This window comes from Arthrobacter sp. 05T423 (genome assembly GCF_056396245.1).
On the sequence record NZ_JBFTLC010000001.1, the window covers coordinates 56,509 to 68,397 of the forward strand.

The 11,889-nt window shown below is 63.1% G+C and carries 12 protein-coding genes; all 12 read right to left on the minus strand.

Annotated features, from left to right (window positions below):
• Positions 1-5: 5 nt before the first annotated feature.
• Positions 6-938: a type II secretion system F family protein gene (locus AC1DFE_RS00325; protein ID WP_476903943.1), complete on the minus strand. Its 933-nt coding sequence runs from the start codon at positions 936-938 to the stop codon at positions 6-8.
• A gap of 2 nt (positions 939-940) precedes the next feature.
• Positions 941-2,290, minus strand: coding sequence for a CpaF family protein (locus AC1DFE_RS00330; RefSeq protein ID WP_476904360.1), 1,350 nt, complete (start codon positions 2,288-2,290; stop codon positions 941-943).
• Between the two features lie 423 nt (positions 2,291-2,713).
• Complete coding sequence (locus AC1DFE_RS00335; RefSeq protein ID WP_476903944.1) at positions 2,714-3,907, minus strand: CpaE/TadZ family protein; 1,194 nt, start codon at positions 3,905-3,907, stop codon at positions 2,714-2,716.
• On the minus strand, positions 3,904-4,680 hold the full coding sequence (gene cpaB / locus AC1DFE_RS00340) for a Flp pilus assembly protein CpaB (protein WP_476903945.1): 777 nt from the start codon (positions 4,678-4,680) through the stop codon (positions 3,904-3,906). Before cpaB (AC1DFE_RS00340) ends, AC1DFE_RS00335 begins: the two co-directional genes overlap by 4 nt.
• A gap of 2 nt (positions 4,681-4,682) precedes the next feature.
• On the minus strand, positions 4,683-5,651 hold the full coding sequence (locus AC1DFE_RS00345) for a TadE/TadG family type IV pilus assembly protein (protein ID WP_476903946.1): 969 nt from the start codon (positions 5,649-5,651) through the stop codon (positions 4,683-4,685).
• A complete protein-coding gene (locus tag AC1DFE_RS00350; protein WP_476903947.1) occupies positions 5,639-6,043 on the minus strand; it encodes a TadE/TadG family type IV pilus assembly protein in 405 nt (134 codons plus the stop codon). Before AC1DFE_RS00350 ends, AC1DFE_RS00345 begins: the two co-directional genes overlap by 13 nt.
• Before the next feature lie 121 nt (positions 6,044-6,164).
• Positions 6,165-6,404 (minus strand): Flp family type IVb pilin, encoded by a 240-nt coding sequence (locus AC1DFE_RS00355; protein WP_476903948.1) that lies wholly within the window; start codon positions 6,402-6,404, stop codon positions 6,165-6,167.
• 239 nt (positions 6,405-6,643) lie between these two features.
• Positions 6,644-7,522 carry a type II secretion system F family protein gene (locus AC1DFE_RS00360; protein ID WP_476903949.1) on the minus strand — a complete coding sequence of 293 codons (879 nt, stop codon included), beginning with the start codon at positions 7,520-7,522 and terminating at the stop codon, positions 6,644-6,646.
• 16 nt (positions 7,523-7,538) lie between these two features.
• Complete coding sequence (locus tag AC1DFE_RS00365; protein WP_476903950.1) at positions 7,539-8,483, minus strand: type II secretion system F family protein; 945 nt, start codon at positions 8,481-8,483, stop codon at positions 7,539-7,541.
• Positions 8,484-8,485: 2 nt separating this feature from the next.
• The gene (locus tag AC1DFE_RS00370) at positions 8,486-9,976 is read right to left on the minus strand and encodes a CpaF family protein (protein ID WP_476903951.1); all 1,491 of its coding nucleotides are present in this window, start codon (positions 9,974-9,976) and stop codon (positions 8,486-8,488) included.
• Positions 9,973-11,178, minus strand: coding sequence for a CpaE/TadZ family protein (locus AC1DFE_RS00375; protein WP_476903952.1), 1,206 nt, complete (start codon positions 11,176-11,178; stop codon positions 9,973-9,975). Before AC1DFE_RS00375 ends, AC1DFE_RS00370 begins: the two co-directional genes overlap by 4 nt.
• Positions 11,175-11,867 (minus strand): Flp pilus assembly protein CpaB, encoded by a 693-nt coding sequence (gene cpaB / locus AC1DFE_RS00380; RefSeq protein WP_476903953.1) that lies wholly within the window; start codon positions 11,865-11,867, stop codon positions 11,175-11,177. The genes AC1DFE_RS00375 and cpaB (AC1DFE_RS00380) overlap by 4 nt, the downstream gene beginning before the upstream one ends.
• Positions 11,868-11,889: the final 22 nt, after the last annotated feature.

Below are 11,889 nucleotides of genomic sequence, written 5' to 3' on the forward strand. Positions count from 1 at the left end.
CTGCCTCAGAACTTCAGGTCGATGATCTTGCGCATCCACAGACCGCCAATGGTCATGAAGATGATGGAGGCCACGATCATGATCCAGCCCAGCGGGTTGGTGAACATCTTGTTCATGTAGCCCGGATTGACGAGCATGAGCATGATGACGATTCCGACCGGCATGGCCATGAGAATATACGCGGAGAACTTGCCCTCGGCCGCCAAGGCTTTGATGTGTCCCTTGATCTCGCTGCGCTCGCGGATGGTCTCGTTCACCTGGTCGAGTACCTCCGCTAGGTTTCCGCCTACCTCACGGTTGATCTGGATGGCCTGGGAAATCCAGATGAAGTCCTCGTTCTTCATACGGTCAGCAGTGTCGTTAAGCGACACGAGAAGGTCGCGCCCCAAGCTGGTTTCCGAGACGATGCGGCGCATCTCTTCCGACGTCGGAGTCTGGGACTCGTTGGCGGCGGCGTCGATGGCGCGCAGGATGCTGTGCCCCGCCCGCAGGCTGCCGGACAGCAGTTGGAGGGTATCACCGAGTTGCTCATCGAACTTGGCGCGCCTTTTGCCGGCCAGGAAGCCCAGCACAAGATGTCCCATGAAGGGTGCAGCGACGACCAGCAGGATCGCCAGCAGCGGCCCGGCGACCACAAGGCCGATGAGTGCGCCCACGAAAGCGCCCACCATTATCAGCAGGATGAATTCGGCCTGGCTAAGCCGGAGCCCGGCGTTCTCCAGGCTCTCCCGGTTGAAGTAGCGGACATTCCTCCTGGCAAGGACACGGTCGATGGACTGCACTGCATTGCCGGCGAAGCGGGTGAGTTGAGAGTCCGCTTCCTTACGAAAAGGCCGACGCCGGTCGAGCGGCACCGTGGGCGTACGCGGAATCAGCACCGCCACGCCGCCCAGCACCACCGAGGCAACCACGAGGACAACGCCTAGTGTGACGATCATCTTCAGTGCCTTTCTGGGGAGATTGGGGGTGCCCCGAAGACGCCTGCTGATACGTGAATTCCCAAGTCTTCAAAGCGGTCGATGAACCGCGGGCGGATTCCGGTGGGGACGGGCTTGCCAAGGAATTTTCCGTGCTGGTCCACTCCGGCCGAGTAGTCGAAGACGAAAGCATCTTGGAGGGTGACGATGTCGCCCTCCATGCCCTGGACCTCCGTCACATGTGTGATGCGCCGGGTGCCGTCCCGGAGACGGGAGATCTGGACAATAAGGTTTACCGCAGAGGCGATCTGTTCGCGGATGGCTCGGAGCGGCAGATCCATTCCCGCCATCAGGACAAGGGTCTCCAGACGCGCAATGGCGTCACGGGGCGAGTTGGAGTGCACCGTGGACAGCGAGCCGTCGTGGCCGGTGTTCATGGCTTGCAGCATGTCCAAGGATTCCCCGCCGCGGACCTCACCCACCACAATGCGGTCCGGACGCATACGCAGGGAGTTCCGGAGCAGTTCGCGGATGGTCACTTCACCCTTGCCTTCTGTGTTCGGCGGACGGCTTTCCAACCGGACCACATGGTCTTGCTGGATCTGAAGCTCCACGGCATCCTCGATGGTCACAATGCGCTCGTCGGCAGGCAGGAAGGAAGACAGGACATTCAGCAGAGTCGTCTTACCGGTACCCGTACCACCGGAAACGATGATGTTGAGTTTGGCCTTGACGCAGGCGTTGAGCAGCTCGGCCATCTCCGGCGTGAGAGTTCCGAAGTCGATGAGATTCCGGACAGTCAACGGCACCTTGCTGAATTTTCGGATTGTCAGCGACGAACCGCCGACGGCGAGCGGAGGGATCACAGCGTTGACGCGCGAACCGTCTTCCAAACGTGCGTCAACCAGCGGCGAGGACTCATCGATGCGCCGGCCCACCTTGGAAACGATGCGTTCTATAACCTTCCGCAGATGTTCCTCTGAACTGAACCGCGAATCCGTCAGCGTCAGCGTGCCCTTTCGCTCCACATAGATCTGGTCCATCCGGTTCACCATGATTTCGGTGACCGCAGGATCGTCCAGGAGCCGCTGCAGCGGGCCGTAGCCGAGCACGTCATCAGCGACGTCTGCCACCAGACGCGTCCGCTCGTCGGGAGTCAGCGGCACCTGCTCGGCGTCAATGATGCGGATGAGCTCTTCGCGTGCGGTTCGGCGGAGCTCCTGCTCCGTGAGGGTTGAGTCGTTGAACCGCGCCCCCATGCGCTCGAACAGGGCTGTAGCGGCGCGCTGCTTGAGGGCGGCAAAAACGTCCACGGGCTGCTGGGGCTTGCCCTTGAAGGGCGCCGTCTGTGGTGCGACAGGCGGTTGAGCCAGGGCTGCCTGTGCCGCTGGCCGATGGTTCTGGGGCGGCGTTGCGGGAGTCTGGTGCGCGGACCGAACTTGCTCCTTAGCTGCCTCAGACGCGGACGCAGCAGGGGCCGCCGGCACGGTCCTAGCGGAGGAAGCAGATTGCGCCTGAGCTGCCGCCTGGGCGGCAGCTTCGGCTGCACGCCGCGCCGCACGCGTTTGGTAGGTGGACACACCAGAAATAGGCCTTGGAGCAGTGCTTCCTATCGCGGGTGCTGGCTGGATCTGCAGCGGGGTGGCCGGCGGCGGTGCAGGGAGTGATGCAGCCGGCGCGGCCGAAGTGTTCATCACGCCAGCCGGAGAATGCTTCGGCGCAGGCGGGACGTGCAGCGGGGCGCCGCCAACCTCAGACCTGAGCTGCGCGGCCTGGATACGTTCAGAGAGCTTCATCTAGACCACCACCCGGCGGTGGCTGCTCCGTGCCTGCTTGATGCCACTCGCGGGACCGAGACGGCCCACCAGTTGGCTGAGGCCCTTGGCCGCGGGGTCCTTCTTTGCATCCAGCAGGACGGGTGTCCCGCGGTTGGTCGACAAAGCTACGGCACGCGAACGGGGAACGCTTACGTCCACAGGCGCTCCAATCGTCGACTCGATGTCTTGGACAGTGAGGCCACACTTGGAGTCGGCCATGTTCAGGACGACGTGCCTGCCTTCGGGGAGAATCTCCAACTGGCGCAGGATATCCATGCCTGAACGGAGGCCACGGACGCTCGGGATATCCATCGCGCTGACCCAGACCACGTCCGTGCAGGCTTCCATGGCGGCAAGACCGATTTCCGGCAGGCCGGGAGCCGTGTCGACGACGACGTACTGGAACTCGTCCGCCAGTTGTTCAAGCAAACGTGTGACCTGTTCCGGTGTGATGAAGTCGGCTTCTATGGGGCTCGCCGGTGCGCACAGTGCATAAATGCTGGCAGGATGGACCGTGAGAAAGGCCTTAAGTACCAGGGTGTCCTGACTGGCGGCCGGAGAAACGGCGTCGGTGACCGTGTGCTCCGGATTCAGGTACAGACCGGATGCGACGTCGCCGAATTGCAGGTCCAAGTCCACCAGGACCACGCTCATTGGGGACAGTTGGCCCAGGCCAACAGCAAGGTTGGTGGCAATGGTCGTCTTGCCCACGCCCCCCTTGGGCGAGAAAACGCCGATGACCGCACCTTTCTGACTTTCTACGGGGCCCCGCTGCTCCGTACGGTGCCGGTTAGCGAAGGACTGGCAGGCCCGTTCCAGAAGCACCCTAAGCTGAGCGGGATCGGCGGAGGGGCTGAGGACATCTCGCACGCCGGCCCGCATGGCCTGCAGGATCAGGGCCGGATCTGGTTCGCTGACCAAAAGCACCATCAGGTCAGGAACCTGGACGTCGAGCACCGTAGCCAGACGCAGTGCCTCTTCGATCGGCAGGTCCGGACCGAGGATAAGGACCTCTGGCTGTTCCTGGTTCAATTGGGCAAACAGGTCGTAAGGGCCTGCGGGCAGGATGTGCGTGAGGAAGGTCTGAACGCCGCCTTGAAGCCCGCCGGCCACAGCCTGCCGCAGCCGGCCGTCAAAATCGGCGCTGGGGGTGATCAGGACGAAGCGGCTCACTTGTACACCTCACTCCGCTGAATGATCCGGGGACCGCTGTCCTTGGCGTTGGCGGGCTCCTTGCTGAGCCACATCTTGGCGTACTCGGCAGCGAAGACAATCTTGGCTGCGTCCACGTCACTGACAGCGACGGTCAGCATAAGGGAACCTGTCGGGAGGGTGGTGTCCTGGGGATCGGCCGCGTTTGGATCCGCGCTCGCAGTAGGCGCGGGCTGAGCAGACGCTGCCGGTTCCGGTGCACGCTGTACAGCTGTCACAAGGGCCTTGCTGACTGTCAGTTTAGTGGTCTCGGCCTCGGGCTTGTCGTCCAATCCTCCTTTGTCAAGATTGACGAAGACTCCGACATGGTCACCGGGAGCCAGCCGTCCACCAACGACGCGATCTGGCTGGAGCTGGAAGGAGACTTCCTGAAGACCGGCGGGGATCTGTACCGAGCCTGACGCCTTAACATCTTCGGGAGCCACCAGTCGCTGCGAAACTAACTGCTCCCCGGGTACAAGGTCCACTGCGGCGACCTTCCCTTTCGATGCATCCAGAGATTTCAGCGATGATCCCGTCACTGCCGATGCAGGAACCTGCTTGGTGACGACGGAAGCAGCCATGGATTCAATGGGCGTGCCCGCAGGAATCGCCGTCTTCACCACCAGGACGTCGACGGGTTCAAGGTCCTTAACGGCTCGCTGGTCTGCGCCCTGCGCGTACGAAACCACCAGCATGGCACCGACGAGGGCGAGGACTACTGCAGCGATTCCTGCGAAGAGTCGGGACTTCATGACTATGGTGCTCCATTGGTGAGGCGGATGACAGCTGTCCCGTAATTTGGGGAGTTGCCGAGTTCGAATGCTTGCGACAAGGACACGTATTTCACAAAGTATCCACGTATAGACTTGTTTGGGATGGAGCTGCCCAGACTCCAGTTCTCGTTCGAGAAGTGATAAGCAGTCACGTGAAAGGCAGCAAATCCTTTTACATAAAACATGCCTCCCGAACCGGTTCCGGAGGCCGTTGCGTAGAGAGGCAGAAGTATGGTCTGATCGCGGAGCCCGGCGATGTTTGCGGTATTACAGACTGAGGGGGGACTCGCGCCTGTGTCGCTGCTGAACCATATTCCAGGGTCGGTCGACGCGCCAGCGGTCAGCTTGACACTGCATTTGCTGTCCTTACTGTCGTTCACCCAGCCAAAGCCTCCTGGTATTCCTCCACAGCCATTTACATCCAGAGCTAGTACTTGGACGTAAGCGGGATCGGAGGAGAACTTGCACTCAGCGATCGCGAGGGGAAACACTATTGTTCCCGCTGTCGGCGTTCCCCATTGTGCATTGGTAGTGGCCAGAACCTGGGCGCTGGAAAATCCCAGTGCCCTCGCAAAAAGGAGAGAGAGGGAGTTCGTGCCGCCGCTCGTCTCCTTAGCCCCCGCCACAATACGAATGCTTCGCTGGGTGGTGTCCAGGGAGAAGACGCTAAGGTTGGTGCTGCCATCGTTGGCGTTGGCGTTAGCCAATCCTGCCGCTAGTGACGCTGCACTTGCTCGTAAAGCTGGGGTGGAGCAGTCGTTTTTTGCGCAGTATCCAGCGACGCCCAGTGCAGCTGCGTCAGCGCCGTTTTGAAGCTGGGCGCGCTCCGAATAGAGCCGCGCAACATCAATGGATATGGCGGCGAAGCCCAGAAGAACAACCATGGTAAGCGCGACAATAACGGCGATTCCGCCGCGCTCCATATTCGCCGTTGCTGTTATCCGCCGCACAGCATGGTTCCTCTGCCCTTCATGGCAAACGGGCCAGCGATGCCGGTCATCGTGCTGAGGTTGTAGCTGATCGTGACTGTCACCTGAACCCCGGCCGAACAGGAGGTTGGCACAGGGGTCGTCGCAGGCACGGTTTGGAAGGCGATAGCAATATTCGAGTCTTGCAACTTCGGACTGACAAGGTAAGCGGCATTCTTGGCTGCAGTGACTGCCGTCGTTGGGTTGTTGTTGACTGCCATATTGCGAACCCCCTCACGGGCGGCGTTGGTAAGGGAGTTCTGAACGTTGTACGCCCTGCCGAATTCCATGATCCCGAGCAGAATCATGATCAGAACAGGTGCCAGGATAGCGAATTCGATCGCAACGGCTCCGCGCTCGGATGCCCTGGACATGTCGGCACCTTTCGCATCAGACAAATGGGAGGGGCGACAGCCAAAGTGGCGGCGGCTTGAGTGCCGCCGCCACTTGGTTTGGTTGATGTGCCTGGGCACATCAGGAGTGGGGAGGCAGGAGTTACGGCGCGCAGGATCCGCCAGCGGCCGTGGTGGCGGTCTGGGCGACTGCCGTCCAAGTGCCGCCGCCAACTTGGCACTTTACTTGTTGGAACATAGTGTTCAGCGTCCCTCCGAGCAGAGTAACAGCGACGATGATGACGACCGCGATCAGGGCAACCATGATGCCGTATTCAACGGCGGTTGCGCCCTTCTCGTTCTGACGGACACGAACTGAAAAGTTGGTGTAGAGAGCAAGCATTTTTTACTCCTGAGCGAGTGTTGGAAAGCTGGTCCAGCACCAGCTCTGTAAAAAAGTTAGCAACGGAATTCGGCCTCAAGTAGGTTCTTTGCAGCATCCTGAGCCAACCTTTAGTCGACTGCGCGTTTCCTGCGCTTGCCCTGCGCAAACCTTGAACCTTGAAGCTGTTTCCGCCGCTGAAATGCAGCAGCAGGACCCCTCGGCTCGATGAACCGAAGGGTCGCCGCAAAGCGCCGAACCTACCCCGCAAAAAGCGAAATGATGCTCATCACCGTCGGCCCCAGGACCACGATGAATAGCGTGGGCAGGATGAAGAAGATCAGCGGGAAGAGCATCTTCACCGGCATCTTCATGGCGTGCTCCTCGGCGCGCTGCTTCCGCTTGATCCGCATGTCCTCGGCCTGCGTTTTCAGGACGCGGGCGATCGCCACGCCGTAAGCGTCCGCCTGGACCACGGCGCGGATGAAGCTGCGAACGTCGGAAACATCAATGCGCTCCGCCATGGCGAGGTAGGCGTCCTTCCGCGACCGGCCCACCTGCATGTCCTGGAGCGTGCGGATCAGCTCCTCAGCCAGCGGCCCCTTGCCGTTGGTGCCGGCGCGCCCCATCGCTGCTTCGAACCCGAGGCCTGCCTGGACCGAGATGAGCATGTGGTCCAGCGCTACCGGCAACTCCAGCCGGATGGCCTCCCGCCGCTTCTGGGCCCGGTTGCGCACCAGCAGGTCGGGGGTGAAGTAGCAGAGGGCCACAAGGCCCAGCATGATGAGGAACCGCTGGGCCGGTGCGCCACCGGCAAAGAGCAGGTACCCGGCCACTGCGCCCGCGAAGGCAAGCAGCGGCTTCACCATGATGAGCCGGGCCAGCGGCCACTCCTTCGGCCGGCCCGCACCGCCGAGCTGCCGGTCCAGCCACGCCGCGTAGCCCTTCGGCATGATGCGCTGGCTGGCCAGAATCAGCCTCTGGTTGACGCTGAGTGCCGGGCCCTTGGCCCTGGACACACGGCCGAGGTTCGCCTGGATGTTGCGGAGCCCCGCCCTGTCGCCGGTGAAGGCGAACCACGTCATGACGGCCACGGGAACGACCACCGCCAGGATCGCCGCATAAGCCACAGGCTGCATGATGACCACCTTCTTCCTAGAACTTGGGTTTGATGATCCGGCTGAGCCAGAAACCGCCGGCGGAGAGCAGCACGACTGCCGCGGCGATCATGGCGTAGCCCGGCAGGGTGGCTGTGAAGACACGGGAGTACATCTCGTTGAACAGGGTCAGCCCGATGAACATCACCACGGGCAGTGCCATCAGGACGATGGCCGACATCCGGCCTTCGGCGCTAAGGGCCCGTATCTGGCCCCGCACCTGGTTCCGATCGCGGACGGTAGCGCCCAGATGGTCCAGCACCTCTGCCAGGTCTCCTCCCACCTCCCGGTGGATCTCGATGGCCTGTGAGATGGACAGGAAATCCTCGCTCCTGGTCCGCTTGGCCACGTCCGCCAATGACTCGCCGAGGTCCCGGCCGATCCTGGTCTCGTTGACGATCCGGCCCAGCTCCTCGGACATGGGCGGCTGGCTCTCCTGCCCGGCCGCGTCCACCGCCCGGAGCAGGCTGTGGCCTGCCCGCAGGCCACCCGAGAACATCTGCAGCGTGTCCGGCACCTGCTGGTCAAACTGCCGACGGCGGCGTCCGGCCAGAAAATTCAGCAGCAGGTGCAGCCCCAGCGGGGCCAGCAGGGTCAGGAGGACAGCGGCGAAGACGCCGCCAAGGAAGAAGCCGACGACGGCGGCGGTCAGGGTGATGACCCCCGCCATAATCAGGTAGTCGCCCGGTTCCTTCTTGAGCCCGCATTCGTCCAGCCGCTCCTGGGTAAGCAAGCCTGGTCCGCGCTTCCTCAGGCCCTTGTTCAGCGCACCCACGGCCTGGTTGGTGAGTTTGGTCAGTGACGAGGTCTGCGTGGGGACATCGGGCCGTCGTCGGGACATTGGAATGCCCGAGTTCGGCCGAAGGGCCACGCCGAAGACCAGGAAGATGGCGAGGTACAGCAGTACCAGCGCCACCACGAAAATCCCGGAGTCGTGCGGCACGGTCACCGCCCCCTTGCCGGCGCAACGCCGATGAGCGATGCCCCGAACACGGCCGGGGAGATCTCGATGCCGAGTTCGGCGAATCGCTCGGTGAACCGTGGGCGCACGCCCGTCGGCACCGGCTTCCCGAGGAACCGCCCGTTGGCGTCCATGCCGGCCGAGTAGTCAAACACGAAGGCGTCCTGGAGGGTGACAATGTCGCCTTCCATGCCCTGCACCTCGGTGATGTGCGTGACCCGGCGGGAGCCGTCGCGCATCCTGGTGATGTGCACCACCAGGTTGACGGCGGAGGCCAGCTGCTCGCGCACGGCGCGGAGCGGGATGTCCATTCCTGCCATTAGCACCAGCGTCTCGAGGCGGGCGATTGCGTCCCGCGGCGAGTTGGCGTGCACGGTGGAGATGGAACCGTCGTGGCCGGTGTTCATGGCCTGCAGCATGTCGAGGCATTCGCCGCCGCGGACCTCTCCCACCACAATCCTGTCCGGCCGCATGCGCAGCGAGTTCCGGACCAGGTCCCGGATTGAAACCTCGCCTTTGCCCTCGATGTTCTGTGGGCGGCTTTCGAGCCTGATGACGTGCTCCTGCTGGAGCTGCAGTTCGACGGCATCCTCGATGGTTACGATCCTGTCCTCCGGCGGGATGAACCCGGACAAGACGTTGAGGAGGGTGGTCTTTCCCGTGCCGGTGCCGCCGGAGACGATGATGTTCATCCGGGCCAGGACGCAGGCGTGCAGGAGCTCCGCCATCTCGGGGGAGAGGCTTCCCATGGACACCAGGTCGTGGACCGTCAAAGCTTCCCTGCCAAACTTCCGGATGGTCAAGGCAGGCCCGTTGACGGCCAGCGGGGGAATGATGGCGTTCACGCGCGAGCCGTCCGCGAGCCGGGCGTCCACCAGTGGGGAGGATTCGTCGATGCGGCGGCCCACCTTGGACACGATCCGGTCGATCACCCGGCGCAGCGCGTCATCCGAGGTGAACTTCGTGTCCGTGGGCAAGATGCGGCCCTGGCGTTCCACGTAGACCTGGTCGAAGCGGTTCACCATGACCTCGGTGATGGATGGGTCATCGAGGAACCGCTGGATGGGACCGTGGCCCAGGACGTCGTCGATGATGTCCCGGATCAGCCGCTGCCGCTCCGGGCCGGACAGCGGGACCTGCTCCTCGTCCACCACGATCTTCAATTCATCACGGACAAACTGGTGCAGTTCCTCGTCCTCGAGGGAGGAGTCGGTGAGCCGTGAACCCAGCCGTTCAAAGAGCGTCTGGGTAGCCCGTTCCTTCAGGGCGTTCAGGGCTTCGCTGGCAACGGAAGCAACGGCCGGCACCTCAAGGGCCGCCGTGGCGCTCGCCGCCGAGCCAGCGGCCTGCTCTTCATGCTTCTTGCCAAGTGTGGCAGCGGCCGGCTTTTGCTTGAAGACGTCGGCGGCCTGCGGCTTCTCGGGATCGGGCTTGGGCTCGCCCCGGAGGTTCTGGAACCGGTCTGTGAGGTTCACTGGACTACCGCCCTTCTGTGCAGCTTCTTGTGGGGTCTTTCTTCCCAGTTGGGTTTGAAGCGCTCCACCAGCTGGCGCAGCCCCTTACCGGCCGAGTCCCGGCTGCCGTCCTGCAGGATGGGCACTCCCTTGTTGGTGGAGAATGGCAGCGTCTTGGAGCGGGGGAGCGCAACGTCCACCGGGGAGCCGATCGTGGCCTCGATGTCCTGCAGCGTGAGGCCCGCCCGCCGGTCCGTCATGTTCAGCACCACGTGCCGTTTCTCCGGAAGCAGCCCGAGCTCGGCCAGGATCTGGAACCCCGTCCTGAGGCCCCGGATGCTGGGAATGTCCATTCCGCAGATCCAGACGGCATCCGTGGCCTGCTCCAGCGTTGCCAGGACATGTTCACCCAGCCCCGGTGCCGTGTCCACCACGATGTAGTGGAACTCCTCGCGCAGCTGGTTGAGGAGCCGGCTGACCTGCTCGCCCGAAATCCTGTCCATCTCGATCGGGTTCCTGGGCGCACAGAGGGCATAGATTCCGGCCGGGTGGACGGTGAGGTACGCCTTCAGGACCATGGAGTCCTGGCTGGCTGCGCCCACCACGGCATCGGTGATGGTGTGCTCCGGATCCAGCATCAGCCCGCTGGCAACATCGCCGAACTGCAGGTCCATGTCCACGATCACCACGCTCATGGGCGCGGATTTACCAAGGCCGACGGCGAGATTGGTGGCCACAGTGGTCTTGCCAACCCCACCTTTGGGGGACATGACGGCGATGACCCGCCCGCCCTCGCCGTGGTCGGCGTGCTCGGACGCGCCGGGGGCCAAACCACGACGGCGGCCTGCCGCCGCGAGGCTGGCCCGCTCCAGCAGGACGCGGATGGCGTCCGGGTCGGAGGCGGGGTCGAGCAGGTCGCGTACGCCTGAGCGCATGGCCTGGAGTACGACTTCCTTGGTTTCCGGCACCACCAGCACCACGCTGATCTCCGGATACTGGAGATCCATGACCGATGCCAGTTTCAGGGAGCCGTCAACCGGCAGGCCCGGCCCGAGGATCAGCACCTCAGGCGGCTCGCCGACGAGCTGCCGGAGGAAGTCCTGCGGACTCTCGGGAAGGTAGTCCGCCTGGAACACCCGCAGCGAACCGTGCATGCCTGACACTGCCAGCTGGATGCGGCGTTCGAAGTCTGCATTTGGCGTAATGAGAACAAAGCGGCTCATCGGAACAGCCTTCCGGTGTTCACCACGCCGGACGTGCCCTCCACCGCGTTCGCCGGCTCCTTGGAGAGGTAGACGCTGCCGAACTCGGTGGCGAAGATGATCCGCTCAGCGTCCGCGGAGTTGCGGGCCACGGTGATGAGGTAGGTGTCATTCGACGAGGCAGACTTCTTCGAGGTGAGCGATCCCTTCGAGGAATCCTCCGCGGCTGCCGTCTCCTGGGGCGTGGCCGTGCTGCCGTTGCTGAACTGGGCCGCCGTGACCAGGACCTTGTGGAAGGTCAGCTGGGTTTGGCCCGATTTTGCCGCGGAGTCCTCCACCGAGAGGAAGACGCCTACGGTGTCCCCGGCGGTAAGCGTGCCGCCCACCACTCGCTCGATGGGAAGCTTGAGCGTGATCTCCTGCATGCCGGTGGGCACCTGGACGCGGGCCGGCCCGAGGAGGGAACCGGCGTCCACCATGCGGGTGCTGAGGAGCTGCTCCCCGGGCATGAGGTCCACGGCGGCGACCTTCTGGCCAACCTGGTTCAGATCGGTCACTGCTCCGGCGGCCACAGCCAGTTTTGGTACTTCTTTCCGGACGACGGCGCCTGCAGCCATATCGATTCCCGTGCCGGCCGTGATGGTTTTCTCCACGACATATACGGATTCGGTTTCCGTGTCCGCCAGGGCGCGCTTATCTGCATTCTGCACATAGCTGATCAATAGGACTGTT